Below are 17,125 nucleotides of genomic sequence, written 5' to 3' on the forward strand. Positions count from 1 at the left end.
TCGGTACGAGGTCCTTGTTTTTATTATGGCTTTAACTTATTGCGACGTTTGCCGCGAAAGTCCAGGCGGTTTTCCTGATCTTACATGTTGCTGAAGATCTGGAAGCCACCATAAGATTCCTGTCCGTGTTCTGCAAGATCGAGACCGCGGAGTTCTTCCTTTTCGCTAACGCGGAGGCCCATAGTCTTCTTGATCACGATGAAGATCAGGCAAGCAGAGAGGAAGCAGGGGATTGCGTAGGCAACGACACCGAGAAGCTGGGTGGAGAAGTTGAAGCGGCCGGTGTAATCGAAGATACCAACTGCGAGGGTACCCCAGATACCGTTGACCAGGTGAACGGAGAGAGCACCAACCGGGTCGTCCAAGCGGAGCTTTTCGAAGAAGTACACAGCCAGGACTACGATCACACCACCGATTGCACCAATGATCCAGGCACTGAGCGGGGAAACGGTATCAGCAGGAGCGGTGATTGCAACCAGACCAGCCAAGCATCCGTTGAGAGCCATGGTGGCATCGGGCTTCTTTGCGATAATCCAGGAAGTTGCAGTTGCGGTAATGATGCCAGCCACAGCAGCCAAGTTAGTAGTCACAAGAATCAGAGAGGTATCGAAGGGGTTGCCGGAGAGAGCGGAACCGCCGTTGAATCCCCACCAGCCGAACCACAGGATAAACACACCGATAGTTGCCAGCGGAACGTTGTGAGCGGGAATTGCATGAGCCTTGCCGTTCACATACTTGCCGATACGGGGTCCGAGAATGATTACGCCAGCGAGAGCGCCCCAGCCACCAACGGAGTGAACCAGTTCAGAACCAGCCAGGTCGTGGAAGCCTTCTGCACCGAATGCAGCGAAGTTGGAGAGCCAGCCACCACCCCAAACCCAGGAACCAACTACCGGGTAGACGAATGCTACGTAGAAGAAGGTGAACACCAGGAAGGAGGAAAGCTTGATACGTTCAGCAACGGCACCGGAAACGATGGTTGCAGCGGTAGCGGCAAACATAGCCTGGAACAGCCAGTCAGTGAACAGGGAGAAGTGACCGTTATAAGCGGCAGTGAAGTTGGCGGGATTCATCCAGTCACCAATGCCGAAGCCTGCAAAGCCAAGCCAACCGTTAAATTCACCCGGATACATCAAGCCAAAGCCCAGCAATGCGTACACGGAAATACCGATAGCGGGAACAGCCACGTTCTTAAAGCAGATGTTGGAAGCGCTCTTTGCACGGCAAAGACCGGATTCAACGCAAGCAAAGCCAAGGCCCATGATGAACACCAGCATTGCGGAAATCATGATCCAGATATTTTCGGTCATGAAAATTGCTTCACCTACAGAGGGAGCAGCCTCTGCAGCGGGAGCGGCAGCGGCTTCCACGGCGGCAGCCACAGGAGCAGCAGCTTCGGCAACAGATTCAACAACAGCAGCGGCGGCGCTAGAAACGGTATCAGCTACAGCAGCGGCGGTATCGACGATAGTAGAAAGTGTATCAGCCATTTTTATACCTCCTTATTAGCCAATAGCTTCCGGGCCAGTTTCACCGGTACGGATACGGATACATTGTTCAAGGTTCGTCACAAAAATTTTGCCATCGCCGATGTTACCAGAACGGGCGCCAGCAATGATTGCATCGATGCAGGGCTGAACGAATTCATCGTTTACGGCGATACGAATACAAATCTTCTTAAGCAGGTTCACTTCGGTTTCAACGCCACGATACACCTGAGTGTGTCCCTTCTGCTGACCGCAGCCCAGAACATTGGTGACTGACATCTTGAAAATTTCAGCCTCGTATAGAGACTGCTTTACGCTATTTAGCCTTTCGGGTTGAATGTAAGCTGTAACGAGCTTCATGATTTCATCCTTGTGTTGAGTTTATTTTTGTTTCCGCCACCCATACGCAAAGACCATGCCAACTCAGATTTTCAGTTGGCAAAAAATAGACGAAACCGTCTCAATCCCTTATTCTATAAGGGTTTGAACGCATCTTCCTTTTTTTATCTGTTAGATTTTACCGCCCCGACGTTCCCCCCAAAAGGCTTACACTTTATGAATTACCCAAATAAAATTATTTACACAATTTGTAATTCAAACAAAAATTTCCTATTAAAGAGCCTCCTAAGGCAACCTTCAACCCCCTCAATCCTATTTATCATATTTTTGTAATTTTCATTTTCTGTAAACCAACAGAGACAACCACCGCAAATAAAAAACTCCCCCATGCGGAGGAGTTTCGCAAAACAAAGATGTTCGAATCGACTATTTCTTCTTCGAGTTTTTCTTGCCGGCAGCCTTCTTCTTGTCCTTCATTTCTACGCGGCGGCTTCCGGAGCGGAGGCGTTCCCAAGGGGCAAAGGACATAATGGGGAACTGCAGAACGAAGAACCACAAATTGAAAACGAAGAAGTAAAGGGCTGCGCCCCAGTAATTCAAATTAGAAGTCTTGGCGGCATCGGCGGCATTTGCAGCAGCATCGGACGCCTGGGCGGCATCCACAGCGTTAGCGGCAGGCATGTCAAAAGCCACGGCGCACACAGCTAGCAAGGAAGCCGCAAGCACCGGGACAAACATCTGCTTCGCAGCCTTTACCAAAGCACCCGCAGCAGGCACACCGGCAGACAGATGCTTGCCCGCCACAGCAGACAAGGACATCGCACCGGCAAATCCAAGAGCAGAAAGCACAGCCCACACAAGCCAGGTGGGTTCCAGGCTAGCTGGCAGAACGGCACAAAGTCCGCTCCAGAAAATCCAGGCCAAGACAAAGGGGAAAAGTCCACAGGCAAAGGGGACCTTCACCACAACAAGAGCCACCAGCGAAACAATCGCCAAAGCGCCAAACATCATGACAGGCATGTTTTCGTTACCGCCCAAGATGTAGAGAGCGCCAAATGCCAAGCCAAAAGAAACGGCAGACGCAACCGCACCGCGAACGCTCCCAAAAATAGCGAACAGTACAACGGCGGCAATGGCAGCCACGCTCAGATACTGAGCATTAGCCCAGACCCCTGCAACACCTTCCACCTCGGCCATCCACATTCCCAGCGCTTCAGACGCTCCCAAGGGCAAGGAGGCAATGCCCTGCCAGCTGGAGGCCATAAAGCTGATGGAAGCAACAACGATAGCCACAATGGAAATCAGGCGTATACGCAGCATGATCTCCAAAAAAGACTGAATCTTACCCGGTTTTTCTCTCAAATCCATAATTACCTCGAAATCAATAGTTTCTGTTTTTTAGTCCAAGTTTTCTTTTTCACACCTTCCGACGCAGGAACTTCGCAACGTACCACATAGTGATACAGCCCATTAGCAAGAAGGCGGTTACGATCATCGCGGCCATCCCAGCGGGTCACACCCGATACGGCATCCTTCAAGACCTTCACCAGACGGCCATTCTGATTGTAGATGAAAATGTTTACTCTGGAATCAGCGAAATTCTTAAAGTAGAAAGTCGTTCCCTTTTTACCCATGGGGTTCGGAGCATTGAAAACATCGGCCAGGCCCGTCTCCATCTCGTCAGTAATTTCGACCACCAACGTTTTCGTAGCAGCATTTCCAACAACATCCAGGGCCCTCACTTTAAACAAGTAGGATCCCGCAGGATATTGTTCCGTACTAAAGTTCATACGGACCTTAGCATATTTGGAATTCTGTTCAAGATAAGGGCTTGGATGGAACGGATCCTGAACACCTTCGACTTCAAAGGAAATTCCCTCATCAGCCTGTTCCCTAAAATCGAGGGCCGTAGAATCTTCCACTTCAACTTGCAAGCATGCAGGAGCCTGAAGCTTTACGTTTTGTCCGTCAACAAAGTAGGTTGCCATTGCCCCCGATATACAAGACTGAATCTTGATTGTGGGGGGAACAGTATCCTTCAAGGAATCTGCATAGTTGGATATTCCTGCGATTCTCAAATGTCCAATTAGGGAGCGGCCAACAGCAGCGGATTTCTTTGAATACGCCCACGTTGTAAATTCCGCCAGGGAATCACCAAAGGACATTTTACGCGGGGTGACAAATTCTGTAGAGAACCGTCCATTCTTCACAGCCACTTCTTCAGAATAAATCAGAGGACCATTCAAGAACACTTCCAATTCTTCGTTCATCGAATTTTGCAAATCAACCGTTTTGTACGAACGGCCTTCTTTCAAGTTCAACACGATATATCCATCATCAAGACCATCTACAGTTCCAGACAAAGTCAATTTATCAAGCGCCTTAATCTGTTCCAGAGGTTTATCTAGTTTCACTTTATATTCAGAAATCGGCAGACCAATGACCGGTTCGCCTAACAATACATAGCGTCCTTCATTATAACGCTGGTTTCCAGATAAAGTGGAATAACGTTTGGAACCTACGTAAGCATCACCAATGCGACGGACGGAATCAGAGGTCAAGGCAAAGCTCATGAAATTCAATCCGAAGGTTTTATTCTCCGAGGCAAAAGTTTCTCTAGTCGCACCAATGGAAACAATAGAACCTGCGCCATTAGCCATTAACATTTCTTCTGAAAGTGACGGAACAGTTCCTTCATCAAAACGGCCAACCGTACAGGAGAACGAAGCCAATATGGTATATCGTCCCTTATTAGAAAGTTTCTTAACATAGCTGGGCTTCATCAAACCTTCTACAGCCCAGTCCGTCTTCGAACCATGTCCATAGTACGTGGTAATCAGGGCTCCCTGGTTCAAAATACTGATAAAGTTTTCGGCAGCGAGTTTTTTCTGTCCAGAAGCATCCCGTTCATAATCCACCAGGTAAATTTTCTTCATATCCCAGCGAATATTCTTTTCTTCAGAACGATCACTGATTGTTTTAGCCGTATTTTCCTGAAAAGTGGTATGAGGGATATTATCGACACCGCCATTATTCCAGGCATCATCTGCAGCCAACAAAATGACAGAACGCCAACTAGAATTGTCAAACGTTTTCAGCATTTCATGATCTTTCGCCTTGCGAACATAGTTGGCAAACGCAGACGGAGACTGGGCAGGAATTCGCCCAACGGCAACATCCAGCTCATAAGGTCCAAAGCGAATCACTTCACCCGAATCCAGTACGCCATAAAAATCCTCGGACACATAGTCTTCATCCTGGTAGGTCGGGAAATGATTTGGCGTCAGTCGGCTGTTCATGCCGCGGTAATCGAAAGTTCCCGAGCCGACCAAAAGGACATAACGGAAATCGGGGCATACAGAGTAAACGTAAGACAGGTAGTTTCTAATTGCAACCGGAGAAAGGCGCCCTGCCGTGTACGTTCTGTAAATGTCTTCAAGATTTACTACAGAGGTGGCAATAGAACTTACAGCAGAACCGCCGGCCCTAAACTCAGCCAAGGCAACAGCTTCATTAATAAAGTCAGGAGGAGCAATGATCAAATACTCCAACTTTGAATTAGGGCGAGTCAAATCCTTAAGGACACCGCTATTGGGTCTAGAAAAACCAGCAACCCTCAAGTCCTCTCTAAACGCATCCGAACGAACGGCAAGATAGCGAACATCATCCTCGCTGGCCACGCTATCCTTGGCAACACCGTTGGATGAACGCAAATAGCCGACAGGCTGAAGATTCTTAAACTTCATGACCTGCGTACCAGACGGAACCGGAACGTTGATCACACCCGAAACATTTCCCGGCAAAAGCCATTCCGCAGAATCGACAACAGGCTTCCACTGGTAGGCAAAACTGTATCCGTTAAAACGATCATACTGTGTGCCGCCCGGGAGCATATCCAGGGCAATGGAATTGCCAGTCTTCTTAAGTTCGACGCCATCGATCCTAAAGTTACCCCCCGGCATCAAAGTCGTCGCCTCACGGCGGACTCTAGTTCCGTTCACCTCTACGGCAAAAAAGATGGAATCCATTCTTTCTGCATAACTACGGCTAGACATATAGATGTCTTTTTTCTGGTCATTTGCTTTTTCTGCAGAAGAATGACTTACAGAACGGCGGGGCATGTACGTTACGGCAACATACTGCCTGCCGCCTTCCACAAGGCCAGGCAACGTATACGTTTCATCCGTTTTTAACTCCGCAGCAGAAATCCGCGTGGAATCAAACCTCGAGTGCCAATGCCAGAACCATTCCTTACCTGAAGCGGATTCCCAGTTCAGGTCCTTTCCGTAATAAGTATCCCTAAGCAAGGCATCTTCTTCGGCATGTACATAGCGCATCCACTCCACATCTCGGCCCTTTCCCGCAGGGGATTCAACCAAGTCCGAGAGTCGCTTGCCCTTACCCGTATATTTCTTTCCAAGAAGGAATCCCTGGTCAAAGGAATAGGGAGAATAGGAATGGAAGTAGTCCATCTCGCCGTTTTTAAACGACGGATTTTCGCGGTCACAACGTTTCCAGAAGCCGTTTCCGTATCCAACAAATACAATGGAGTCTCCCTCGCCAAAAGTTCCGTCAGCCTTGGAACTAGAAGGAGAATGGTCTCTAACCTCAATGGGGATTTCAAAAATTTGATTGGGATTGCGTTCCGCCGCACCAGGACCAATTGCCGCAAGGGTATCCTGAGACGAACCATATAGGCAAATCTTATCTACAGGTATGCCCACGAGATCGTCTTCTCGTTGAGCGGAAACCATTGCCGCACGAACACTTCTATACTCTACAGCATACAGGCCATCTTCAGAGAACGAGCCAAGCTTTTTATCGCCTACAAAGAACTGTGCCAGAAATTCAACGTCGGAGTAATCGCTAGAGGCGGACTTGCGAAGGCTTTTCTGCAAAGCCTTCTGGTTCGCGCCAAAGCGCGAAGCCCCGTTCACGTTCAGTGCACGGGCAAGTCCTCTCAGACCAGGCTTCACACCTGCAGCCCGTCCGTTAAACTTGACGTTCAGTCTAAAGTTCTTGCGAAGTGCAACAGAGTTTCCTCTTTTCACGTAAAGAGGCACCCGGATATCCGTAAGCCAGAGGCCATCTCGCTGAACCGCTTCAGACATCTGAATCGGACCAAAGCCAAACGACACCGGCTCCATTCTTTCCGGATCAGCACAGACAGGCTTGCCCAATTCAAGCAGACGCTCATCAGATATGAAAACCTGAGGCAATTCCTTCGTCGGCAAGGCAATGCTATACGTTCTAAACGGAACACCGTTTCCATCGAAATAAGTGGCATTTTCCGGTCGGAAAAAACCACCCTTGGAACCATCGCAATCCAGCACAGCCGTATTTGCGACTTCATCATCCATCACAAAGCGATTTTGGGAATCCTCCACCACTTTCGAGGCAAATGCAGGCACCGCCAACAGCGCCGCAAGAACAAAATTTGATATTGAAAACTTCACGTTTTCAAAATAGAAAAATGCACCTAGGGATTAGTCACCAGCAATTCGGAATAGCCGTTTCCATTGGTCCTAAATTCAACCACTTCGCCTCGAGCCGTCTTGGCCTTAAAAAGCGTAAAGAAAGGAGGCATCACACCGCTACTGAGAATGGCATCCAGTTCCTCTGACGGCATTTTATAGTTAGCATTCCATTCCTGCATATACCAATGCCAGGGCTGCCAATTGAACACGCCTCGAACAGACTGGACAAAAGCACGAAGCATCAGGGAATATTCATACTTGAAGTAATCCTCATAATCCCTAAGCATCGCCTTTTTCTCCACAAAAGTCTTGGTCGAATAAGTCGGATCCAAGGTTAGCGGAGAATCTACGCGGTTTTCATAAGTAAAGCGGAATCCATTGCTCATGGTCTTGATTTTCAAGTTAGGCTTATCTATATGAATAAATTCATTTTCAGAAACTTGTTTATAATCTCTAAACACCACGGAGTTAGAAAGTACAGGATTGATTGTCAATTTTTCGGGCTTTGCATCCAGCTTTTTCAGTTCATAAAACATCAGCACTTCACCAGCACCTTTCTGCAGGAGTACAGCCAGCAAGGGAAGTTGACGTTCCGTAAGTACCCAAACCATTTCCGGCTTATTTTCAGCCTTGAGCATAGGATTCAGCACTTCCATCAGGGACGGATCCTTTACGCCGTTCACATCCCATTCCATCCACGTGCCCGTACCGCCAACAGAATCCAGCGTCGCAAACAGACGGTCGCCACTAAAGGGTCGGCGGGAATCTACGGCACCAAGAATTTTTGCGGAACCCGAAGTATAGCCGGTCTTAGTTGATTTTTGGGAGGCCGGGGCGGATACGCACAAGGATACCGCTAACAGACAGAGGCCAAGCACACGAACAAAGCTTTTACACATTATAAAACCAACGAAAAAGCGTTAGAATCCAATAGGATTGAACAGGGATTCATCCAGTCGGCTATACTGCAGATGGTATTCCCTATCCAGCCAGTACAGGGCCAATTTCTTGTCAGTCCAGTTCTTCTTCACGGCGGTAGCTTCAACGCCCTTGGTAATCAGGGGAACCGTTTCCACCAGGTCTAACTTCCAGTCGTTATCATCCCATTCAAACAGCATAATGGGAACCTCGGGGCTATTGGCAAGACCAATGCTGCCGCGGTCATTTTTCACCTTCATGGGTCCAAGTTTCAGGCTGGTAAAGCGCTGGAACATCCCCGCCTTAGAAAGGTAGAGCCACAGCATGCGATCTTCGGAAACTTCCCACAGGTGTTCACGTTCGTATAGACGGTAAAGGAGAATGGAATAAATTTCGTAAAACTGGCAGGTATCCAGTTCCGCCTCGGTGTAGGACATGGCATGACGTTCCAGTTCATCCAACCAGTTTTCCGAAGGGTCGGTCAGCATTTCCAGCAAGGTGTCTGCAGGAGTATCGACGCGAATGGCGGCAAGGAACTTCTGGAACATGGCTTCCAGGGCGGCCTGCTTATCAATTTCGCGATTCTGAGCCTTTGCATCCTTAACGGCAGCAGATTCGTTTAACGAGCTAGAGGAACCAGCACAGCCAGCAAAAAACATGAGAATTCCGGCAACAGCGGCCAAAACTATTTTATTTTTCAGTACATGCATCGCGACACCTACCTAAAAATGACCTTGGATGAACTCCTTCGAGCCTGCACCCTCAAGGGGTATCAAGGCAGCGGTCCCGGCGGCCAGCACCGCAACAAGACCAACACAGGAGTCCTTTTAACTCTTCGTGAATTCAATTTAGAAATCAAATCCTGCGAAGGTAGGAGCGCTCACGAAAATAAGATCCATGCATTGCACCGTATGCAGATGGCCCTAGCCCTGCAAGTTCGAGAAACACCAGCAAACCCGGAAATTCCTTTTCCCGGCAGCAACGGTCACATCCAGACCTCCAATGCGTTATTTCCCCTTTTCGTAGCTCATGTATTTGATATTATGGCCGCCAAGGGGGGTGATACCAAGACCGCAGCAGCCGCATTCAACCTCAGTCCCAGCGCCCTGGTTAAAATTCTTCGGCAAGATAAAGCCTGCGCCACAAAACTCCAAGGGAACAGGCAACAAAACGGCCAAAAGCCCCTTAAGCTTTAAGATTTCGCAGACTTCCGAAAGTAAAAATCTTTTTACAGTGTCAAAGGCGATTTTCTGGATCAAAAACTCGTGTTAAGAAGTGGACCACTTCAAAACAGGAGGTTTTATGAGTCCGATTCTTAACCGCATCTCGACCAAGTGTTTCTTGGCCGCCATCTTGTTCTGCGCCGCATTTTTCTGGAACTGCGGGACAGACTCCACCAACAACCAGCTTTCGTCTGTTGACGTCGAAAAGACCAGCGTTTCCCTGAGGTTTTCCTATACCGAAACCCCTCTGGTAGACAGTCTTGTTCTTGACTGCCTCGGCCCGGACACGCTCCATTTGATTCATGCCCCAGGAAATCCCGACTTCAGCCTGGACCTGTTTCCCAGCGACCACTGGAGTTTCAAGGCAAAGATTTATGCCAACGGAGACCTGCAGCAGATGGGAGAACTGGAAGCCAAGCTTTCTGCAGGCGCTGCCGTAAACCTGAGCATCCAGATGCACGCCATCGTAGGCTTTGTCTACATCGAGGTTCCGTTGGGTCTGAACAACAGTGCGGGAGTTACCCGGGGAACCATGACCCTTACATCCGACAAGGACAGTTATACCATCCCCATGACCCAGACGGCAACCGCCGGTATTTTCAAGAGCGGAATGTTGAAACTGGGGGCCAACTACGATGTGGAAATCACACTGTTCGGCGAAGATGGAAAGGGCATCTACAAGCTGAAAGACAAGTTCCTTTTGACGGAAGACAGCCCCGTTCCAAATCTGACATTAAATTCGCTCAGGAGCCAGGTTTCGCTGATGGTGAACTTCGCACCAGAAAAGAACGTGGAATTGACACTCCCCCTGCCAGCAGGATACCGCAAGCCCAGGGCCAACGAACTCCTGATTACCGAAGTGATGGCCGCCCCCGACAATAAGGACACTACCCAATACGAATTTGTAGAAATCTACAACGGCAGCCTGGACACCCTGATTCTTGACGACTGCGCCATCGGGCTCACCAGCTCCAGTTCCACCAAGTTCATCCCCCTCACCGTCAGCGAGATTCCGCCTAACGAGATCCTCGTTCTGGGAACCCCCAACAGCCAAAATACACCCGCCCTCCACATCGGGACCGACGGCTGGAACGACATGGGAAATTCCAAAGGGTTCGTCATCCTCAAGTGCGACGACATTACGCTGGATTCGCTTTACTACGCCTCGGAACCAGACTCGCTACACCCTAATGTAGTACCCGCAGTTCCCTCGGGCAAAAATGGCGCCTCCTCCCAACTGAACCTGGAGCAGTGGAAAAACCGTCAGGATTCAACCGCCTGGAAGCTGGCCACACCCACACCGGGAATCCTCTAACGAAAAAAACGGCCGCTCCAGAAAGCGGTCGTTTTAAAATTTGCAGCCGATTAGACGAATTAAGCTCTAATCTGAGTGTTAGCGCGTTCCACGTCAAACAGTCTGCGGAGCAGTTCTGTACGGGCAGGTTCACGTTCTTCAGCAAGAGTCAGGGGAGCCATGTTGATAGCTACCAGGATAGAGCCCGGATAGTTATTTGCATTCTTGATGAATTCGCTGCTAGAAACGCCATCGGTATAGAAGTCAACCACAAAGGTATCCCAGTCGTCGTTTTCAAGCTGTTCCTGGGCTTCGGCCTCAGTCTTGACAGCCTTAATCGTAGCGCCAACCAGAAGATCGGTCAGCACTTCGAGGCAGGCCTCACGGCGAGCATCGTCTTCTTCCCACACCAAAATGCAACGGTCGCTGTAGTCACGGACAACCGGGGCAGAGGATTCTTCTTCGGACTCGAACTTTTCGAGGGCGGCCTCGTCCATTTCGTCGTCATCAAAATTATCAAGATCTTTATTCTTTGCCATAGTAGCCCAAATATAGTAAAAAAGCCATGAGTTACGAGCTATGAGGCCTGTAAGGGTGTTTTTTGCGCAATGCTCACAGTTCCACACTCAAAGCTAACTTGCCATGATTGTGCTATTTTTCTAAATTTGCGCCCAAAAATAAACCTTTCTATATATAAGAAGGCCCTATGGATCAATCTAAAATCAGAAACGTCGCCATCATCGCCCACGTTGACCATGGTAAAACTACCCTGGTGGACCAGCTCCTCAAGCAGTGCGGAACCTTCCACGAAGGTGAAGAAGTCAACGAACGCGTGATGGACTCCGACAACCTGGAACGCGAACGCGGCATTACCATCCTTTCCAAGAACACCAACGTGATGTACAAGGGCTACCGCGTGAACATCGTGGATACCCCGGGGCATGCCGACTTCGGTGGCCAGGTGGAACGCGTTCTTGGTACCGTTGACGGTGTGATTTTGGTGGTGGACGCTTTCGAAGGTCCTATGGCCCAGACCCGTTTCGTAACCCAGAAGGCTCTCCAGATGGGCCTTATTCCTATCGTCGTCGTGAACAAGATCGACCGTGACGGTTGCAATCCCCATGGCGCTCTGGACAAGGTTTTCGACCTGTTCTGCGAACTTGACGCAACTGAAGAACAGCTGGACTTCGACAAGGTGTTCGGTTCCGGCCGTCGCGGTATCTGCAAGGCAGAAATGGAAGATCCGGATGGCGATTTCTCCATCCTCATGGACAAGATTATCGAACGCATTCCGGCTCCCAAGGGCGATCCGAATGCCGAACCCCTCATGCAGATTACCTCTCTGGAATACTCCGGCTTCCTCGGTCGCTTGGCAGTGGGCCGCGTCCAGAACGGTCTGTTCAAGCCGGGTCTGACTGTTGCACAGTCCACTGTCGACGGCAAGTTCAAGAACGTCCGTCTCCAGAAGGTTCTCCGCTACGACGGTCTTTCTCCCCAGCCGGTTGAAGAAGCCGGTCCGGGCGACATTGTTCTTCTGGCAGGTTTCGACAACTTCGACATCGGCGATACCCTGTCCGATCCGAAGAATCCTGTGGAACTGCCCCGTATCCACATTGACCCGCCCACCATCTCCATGATGTTCACCGTGAACACCTCCCCCTTGGCAGGTAAGTACGGTGGTAAGTTCATGACTGGTAACCAGCTCCAGGAACGTCTGGAACGCGCACACATGGCTGACCCCGCCCTCCTGGTGGAAAAGGCTGACGGTGCTTCCAACTTCAAGGTTTCTGGCCGCGGCATTCTCCATCTGACCATTCTGGTGGAAAATATGCGTCGTGAACTCTATGAATTCACCATCGGTTCTCCCCAGGTGATTTTCAAGAACGACGAAAACGGCAAGCTCCTGGAACCGGTCGAAGAATTCAAGGTCGAAGTACCTAACGAATTTAGCGGCGCCTGCATTCAGGAAATCCAGCAGCGTAAGGGCGAAATGACCAACATGACCACCGATGAAAACGATCGCGTCACCTTGGAATTCAACGTTCCTTCTCGCGGCCTTATCGGTATCCGTCCCAGACTCCTGTCCCTCTCCAAGGGTTACGCCATCAGCCAGTCCATCTTCAAGGGCTACGAACCGTACAAGGGAGAAATCCCGGCTCGTATCAACGGCGTGCTCATTGCTAAGGAACCGGGTGAAGCCGCTAGCTACGCTCTTTCTAACCTGGAAGACCGCGGCTACCTCATCATCGGACCGGGCGCTGAAGTTTATCCGGGTATGATCGTTGGCGAACACAACCGTGATGTGGATATCACCGTGAACGTCACCAAGGGTAAGCACCTGACCAATATGCGTTCCAAGTCTGCTGATGATATGATCCAGCTGACTCCGTATCGCCGTCTGACTCTGGAAGAATGCGTTACCTTCATTAACGAAGACGAATGCATCGAAGTCACTCCGGAAGTTCTGCGCCTCCGCAAGACCGAGCTGGATCCCATCAAGAGAAAGCAGCTCTCCAAGAAGCCCGCAGAAGAAGAATAATCGTTGTTTGCGGTACCAATGGCGCCGCGACACTTCTCGGATTAGAAAAGACCAGCTTTTAAAGTTGGTCTTTTCTTATTTCTACAAAAAGCCTGCGGAAAAATTTCCACAGGCTTTCTTCATAATTCAGAACTAAAATGGACTTGTAGATTTTTTAATAGAGGGCTTTTCGCAAGCCATATTCATTAATTTGATGGTTTAAATATACTCTCTTTTCGTATCGATTGTTGAAGTTTATGCAATAAGTTTCTGCAATCGGTAAGCTACTGGAGTCAAATAGCCCAGACTGCTGTGCAGGCGTTTGCGATTGTAGAACAGTTCGATGTACTTGAACAGGTCCTCCCTGACCTCATCAATATCGGCATAGGATCTATGGTGGACTTGTTCCTTCTTCAAGCTCGCAAAAAAACTTTCCATCGCCGCGTTATCGTACGGACAGCCCGGAGCACTCATGGACGGCACTATGCCAAGACTATCAAGCATGTTGCGATATCCTCGGCTACTGTACTGCGAGCCTCGATCCGAATGGAAAACTAGGTTCTCATGCGTGCCGCGGTTAACCACGGCCAGATATACCCACCCGAGATTCGTGCGGATATACGTGATATCGCCACACCAAAACTGGTTAAGACCGAAAGGCGCAAAATTACGTTGCAAACGATTTTCCGCAAACATCCCGTCGCTCTTGCCCGGTTTGTAAGGCTTAAACTTCTTGATGGCAACAGAGTATAGGCCGTTTTCTCGCATTATGCGCCGGAGTTTGTACTCATTGATTTGAACGACTCTTTCATTCAAGACCTTTAGAAGTTTCGTACAACCATAGACTCGATGGTGTTCCTTGAACACATCGCGTACAGTTTGTACAAGGTCGGCTTCCCGTTGCCTCCGTTGATTTCTCTTGGTTTCCTGCTTTGACCACTCATGGCTACGCCAAAGTTGACTTATCGGCTCGGAAATGACAAAACAAGTTTTGTCGCTTCTCTCGCCTCATTGTCAATGGTAATAGGAACACTGGGGTATTCCTAGCGCTTTGCACATCTTCTTCACCGAATGCTCCTGACGTAACTTGTAGACAGCCTCGCATTTCAGTCGTGTGGTCGCATAAGAGCGAGCCAAGCGAGTGTCGCAAAATTATGCTTGCATAATGTTCCCCAAAGAGGATAACTCAGCTACGAAACTAAAGTTTCAAGTTTCGTATATATGACCGAGTGCAGCCGCTGACGCCGTAGGCGTCAAAGATGTGCAGGGATTTCCAGAAATCCAATCGCCTCAATCATGTCGATTTGCAAGCTAGCTTGCAATCGCCGCGATATTCGGCTCATAGATTTTTTTAGGATTTCTACGGTTTCCCGTTCCTCGGCAAGTTCCTTTTCTCTTTGTTTTAGTTTCCGTTCCAGTTCACGGTTCTTTGTCGCAAGTTCTTCAATGGAGACTTTCTTGAGTCGGTATTCTTCTTCGTATGAAGGCAAATTATTCTTCTTTCTGTAATCCTGGACCCATCTGCATACGGTATTGGCCGTGACGCCGATTTCCTTCGCAAGTTTCGTCGCAGACTTTTCACCTTTCAGGACGAGTTTTATGGTCTGCAACTTCATTTCTTCATTGTAATGGACTCTAGACATTGTTTTTTCCTCTGGTTGAGAATGAAATGACTATGTCATTTTGATTCTGCACCTCGGTCATAAAAACATGTAAACATGTTTTTGCGACGCTCGGTTTGGCAATCATTTAACAATGAATATGACAGCATGATTTACCCTCTTATTAAATCACGCCATAGTCCAATGAGGAGCGGGCGATCCGGGGTAACGCCAACAGCCTTGGCAACGTATTCGCGGAGCATGTTTTCGTCGTAGATGACTTCCATGCCGCGGCCGCCAAGCACGAAGCTGAGGCGGATCATCACCGGGTAGCCACCGATCTGCTTGACGCAAGCGAGGGCTTCGTCGATGTTGGTAGCCATGCCGCTTTCCGGCATCGGGATTTCCAGTTGGTCCATCATCTTGCGGAACAGGTCGCGGTCTTCAGCGATGTCGATGGAATCGATGCTGGTACCGAGAATCTTCACGCCTTCGTCGCTGAGAGCGCGGGCGATGTTCAGCGGAGTCTGGCCACCGAACTGCACGATAACGCCAGCGGGCTGTTCCTTCTTGTAAATCTGGAGAACGTCGCCTACCATTTGGGCGTTCCCCGCGCTCCGCACGGGTCGGGCTATATTTTATGGGTCGCACGGTTCACTCCGTTCCCGCCCAACCTCATAAAAACGAGCCCACAGTCTCGGCCCCAAGGGGTCACTATCCCTAACGCGAATGCTTTCAATGCAAAAAAGGCTCCATATGGAGCCCCACTTTTATTCTATATCGAACATTTTGGGTGGCAACACCTTTCGTCGTTCGGCTTCAAGAATATCCAACACAACTTTAGTTGTATTTCCATCTGCAAGAGAGGTATTTGTCTCAACCTTCTTGAGCGTTCCAGGGAGCTTGCATGTATTATCGCAATATTCAAAAGAGGTTTCAGCATTAGCACCATTAACTTGAAGCACCATCTTCATCACCCGCTTTTTTGTGGCGGAGTAATAAAGAGTTGGTTTTGAGGCATCCTTAGGGACAATCTTCCAAAGCGAACCGGCCTTAACAGGATTCTTGTAATCTTCTGGAGACCCCATCTTTTTATTTATGTCAGCAGGATTCTGTTGCTTAATATTTTGGGCAGGCAGAGTCTTTCCTGATTTTAAATCAACAACTTTCATTCGCGTTCCATTTTGAATCGTCTTCATCTGAATATGACTTGAATTAATTGTCGTTACAGATTTATCGCTACCCGCATTAATCACAGACATGTCAACAGACAGCGACTTTTGATTTGGCAATATGACCGTAGTTCTAATCTGCATTTCACACGTGTCCGGGAAAGCGGATTTCGCCTGATTTTCAAATACGGTACTCAAGTCCAAGGCGAAAGATTGAGTAACCACCATCACAATTCCAAGCCCAATAATTTTAATTGTTTTTTTCATAAAATTCCTTTTTTAGTCCTTTACACAACGAACAGATACTCTGGCTTCTTTCCCAACACTTTCAAAATCATGGTATTCATAGCAAAAATAATTGGCGATAATGGCAAAATAGTTATCAGCCACACCACCTAAAATTTCTCGTTCATCACTTGTCCAAAAAGCGGCACAACGGCCTTCCTTGACGTATTTTTGATAGTCATTACGCCAGCCCGAAGGCAACAAGGAAAAACCTAATGTATCAGAGCCATTTTTCGTTATTTCAGACATCCGGTAATTTGCATAGTCCCGCGAATACCCCCCATTGTAATCATTCTCTGGGCTAGTATTAATCCACCCATCTTTTGATTTCAGATAATACCATTTTATATAACCAATTTCTTCCAAAAAAGCCAAATCATCGGCACGCATCCACGCAAGTGCAAATAGTATTAAAGAATTCCATTCATCTTTTGTCGGCAAGTGCCACCCCTGCGGACATACACCCTGATATTTTTTCCCTTCCGTCCATTGACGAACATTAACTGCGGTCGTATCCAAAGCCATGGCCGATTCCCATCTGTAGAGACGCCCATATTTTTCGCAATAAGCGGGTTCATCATTGTAGCAAAAACTGCTATCGACAGCATAGTTCAAATTTTCCGCCATCCATTCAAGGCCATTTATAACCGTGGTCCTATATGTCTTGCCATCGCGTTCATCGAAAACAGTACCGAATTTAGGCGTATAATCTGGGAACTTCGATCCCGTTGCAGATGGTTCGTCATCGCCACAGGAACAAACCAATGTCACAGCAGCAACTGGGATGAGTAATTTAACCTTATCCATACAT

Annotated in this window: 14 protein-coding genes and 1 pseudogene; 3 read left to right on the forward strand and 12 right to left on the reverse strand. The window is 48.7% G+C overall.

The genetic code is table 11. The features are described from left to right. Positions 1 to 80: 80 nt before the first annotated feature. From BUB94_RS02285 to BUB94_RS02310, 6 genes are all read right to left on the reverse strand, one after another. Positions 81 to 1,490 (reverse strand): ammonium transporter, encoded by a 1,410-nt coding sequence (locus tag BUB94_RS02285; protein ID WP_249269445.1) that lies wholly within the window; start codon positions 1,488 to 1,490, stop codon positions 81 to 83. Between the two features lie 15 nt (positions 1,491 to 1,505). After that, a complete protein-coding gene (locus BUB94_RS02290; RefSeq protein ID WP_073156489.1) occupies positions 1,506 to 1,847 on the reverse strand; it encodes a P-II family nitrogen regulator in 342 nt (113 codons plus the stop codon). Positions 1,848 to 2,252: 405 nt separating this feature from the next. Further along, positions 2,253 to 3,194, reverse strand: a complete 942-nt coding sequence (locus BUB94_RS02295) for a hypothetical protein (protein ID WP_073233904.1) — start codon at positions 3,192 to 3,194, stop codon at positions 2,253 to 2,255. 2 nt (positions 3,195 to 3,196) lie between these two features. Next, positions 3,197 to 7,282 (reverse strand): C25 family cysteine peptidase, encoded by a 4,086-nt coding sequence (locus BUB94_RS02300; protein WP_073233907.1) that lies wholly within the window; start codon positions 7,280 to 7,282, stop codon positions 3,197 to 3,199. Between the two features lie 23 nt (positions 7,283 to 7,305). Further along, the gene (locus BUB94_RS02305; protein WP_139260104.1) at positions 7,306 to 8,202 is read right to left on the reverse strand and encodes a hypothetical protein; all 897 of its coding nucleotides are present in this window, start codon (positions 8,200 to 8,202) and stop codon (positions 7,306 to 7,308) included. Positions 8,203 to 8,223: 21 nt separating this feature from the next. Then, positions 8,224 to 8,931 carry a hypothetical protein gene (locus BUB94_RS02310; RefSeq protein WP_073233913.1) on the reverse strand — a complete coding sequence of 236 codons (708 nt, stop codon included), beginning with the start codon at positions 8,929 to 8,931 and terminating at the stop codon, positions 8,224 to 8,226. On the opposite strand from BUB94_RS02310, the gene BUB94_RS02315 reads away from it, so the two are divergent. Further along, positions 8,926 to 9,417 carry a peptide chain release factor family protein gene (locus BUB94_RS02315; RefSeq protein ID WP_073156475.1) on the forward strand — a complete coding sequence of 164 codons (492 nt, stop codon included), beginning with the start codon at positions 8,926 to 8,928 and terminating at the stop codon, positions 9,415 to 9,417. The two genes, BUB94_RS02310 and BUB94_RS02315, sit on opposite strands and share 6 nt — an antisense overlap. 106 nt (positions 9,418 to 9,523) lie before the next feature. Then, positions 9,524 to 10,759, forward strand: coding sequence for a lamin tail domain-containing protein (locus tag BUB94_RS02320; RefSeq protein ID WP_073233916.1), 1,236 nt, complete (start codon positions 9,524 to 9,526; stop codon positions 10,757 to 10,759). Positions 10,760 to 10,818: 59 nt separating this feature from the next. Here BUB94_RS02320 and BUB94_RS02325 read toward each other — a convergent pair whose 3' ends face one another. Next, the gene (locus tag BUB94_RS02325; protein ID WP_073156469.1) at positions 10,819 to 11,277 is read right to left on the reverse strand and encodes a hypothetical protein; all 459 of its coding nucleotides are present in this window, start codon (positions 11,275 to 11,277) and stop codon (positions 10,819 to 10,821) included. Between the two features lie 167 nt (positions 11,278 to 11,444). Between BUB94_RS02325 and typA the strand changes: the two genes are divergently transcribed. Further along, positions 11,445 to 13,277, forward strand: a complete 1,833-nt coding sequence (gene typA, locus BUB94_RS02330) for a translational GTPase TypA (protein WP_073156465.1) — start codon at positions 11,445 to 11,447, stop codon at positions 13,275 to 13,277. A 234-nt stretch (positions 13,278 to 13,511) separates the two neighbouring features. On the opposite strand, the gene BUB94_RS02335 is transcribed toward typA, so the two are convergent. The 5 genes and pseudogenes from BUB94_RS02335 to BUB94_RS02355 all read right to left on the reverse strand — a co-directional run bounded on the left by BUB94_RS02335 (position 13,512) and on the right by BUB94_RS02355 (position 17,121). Continuing rightward, complete coding sequence (locus tag BUB94_RS02335; RefSeq protein WP_371585313.1) at positions 13,512 to 14,234, reverse strand: IS3 family transposase; 723 nt, start codon at positions 14,232 to 14,234, stop codon at positions 13,512 to 13,514. A gap of 275 nt (positions 14,235 to 14,509) precedes the next feature. After that, positions 14,510 to 14,899 (reverse strand): helix-turn-helix domain-containing protein, encoded by a 390-nt coding sequence (locus tag BUB94_RS02340; protein WP_073233922.1) that lies wholly within the window; start codon positions 14,897 to 14,899, stop codon positions 14,510 to 14,512. Positions 14,900 to 15,060: 161 nt separating this feature from the next. Beyond that, positions 15,061 to 15,453: pseudogene (locus BUB94_RS02345) on the reverse strand (carbamoyl phosphate synthase large subunit); the annotation flags it as partial. A 174-nt stretch (positions 15,454 to 15,627) separates the two neighbouring features. Continuing rightward, entirely contained in the window at positions 15,628 to 16,296 is a 669-nt protein-coding gene (locus BUB94_RS02350) for a hypothetical protein (RefSeq protein WP_073233928.1), read from the reverse strand. 12 nt (positions 16,297 to 16,308) lie between these two features. Next, positions 16,309 to 17,121 carry an FISUMP domain-containing protein gene (locus BUB94_RS02355; RefSeq protein WP_073233931.1) on the reverse strand — a complete coding sequence of 271 codons (813 nt, stop codon included), beginning with the start codon at positions 17,119 to 17,121 and terminating at the stop codon, positions 16,309 to 16,311. Positions 17,122 to 17,125: the final 4 nt, after the last annotated feature.

The organism is Fibrobacter sp. UWH9, assembly GCF_900129715.1.
Taxonomy (GTDB): domain Bacteria; phylum Fibrobacterota; class Fibrobacteria; order Fibrobacterales; family Fibrobacteraceae; genus Fibrobacter.

Excerpts from the sequence above, each read along its gene's own strand:
- BUB94_RS02310 (WP_073233913.1), bottom strand. The coding sequence starts at position 8,931 with ATGCATGTACTGAAAAATAAAATAGTTTTGGCCGCTGTTGCCGGAATT.
- BUB94_RS02295 (WP_073233904.1), bottom strand. The coding sequence starts at position 3,194 with ATGGATTTGAGAGAAAAACCGGGTAAGATTCAGTCTTTTTTGGAGATC.
- BUB94_RS02285 (WP_249269445.1), bottom strand. The coding sequence starts at position 1,490 with ATGGCTGATACACTTTCTACTATCGTCGATACCGCCGCTGCTGTAGCT.
- BUB94_RS02315 (WP_073156475.1), top strand. The coding sequence starts at position 8,926 with ATGCATCGCGACACCTACCTAAAAATGACCTTGGATGAACTCCTTCGA.
- BUB94_RS02340 (WP_073233922.1), bottom strand. The coding sequence starts at position 14,899 with ATGTCTAGAGTCCATTACAATGAAGAAATGAAGTTGCAGACCATAAAA.
- BUB94_RS02350 (WP_073233928.1), bottom strand. The coding sequence starts at position 16,296 with ATGAAAAAAACAATTAAAATTATTGGGCTTGGAATTGTGATGGTGGTT.
- BUB94_RS02305 (WP_139260104.1), bottom strand. The coding sequence starts at position 8,202 with ATGTGTAAAAGCTTTGTTCGTGTGCTTGGCCTCTGTCTGTTAGCGGTA.
- BUB94_RS02355 (WP_073233931.1), bottom strand. The coding sequence starts at position 17,121 with ATGGATAAGGTTAAATTACTCATCCCAGTTGCTGCTGTGACATTGGTT.
- BUB94_RS02290 (WP_073156489.1), bottom strand. The coding sequence starts at position 1,847 with ATGAAGCTCGTTACAGCTTACATTCAACCCGAAAGGCTAAATAGCGTA.
- typA (WP_073156465.1), top strand. The coding sequence starts at position 11,445 with ATGGATCAATCTAAAATCAGAAACGTCGCCATCATCGCCCACGTTGAC.
- BUB94_RS02325 (WP_073156469.1), bottom strand. The coding sequence starts at position 11,277 with ATGGCAAAGAATAAAGATCTTGATAATTTTGATGACGACGAAATGGAC.
- BUB94_RS02320 (WP_073233916.1), top strand. The coding sequence starts at position 9,524 with ATGAGTCCGATTCTTAACCGCATCTCGACCAAGTGTTTCTTGGCCGCC.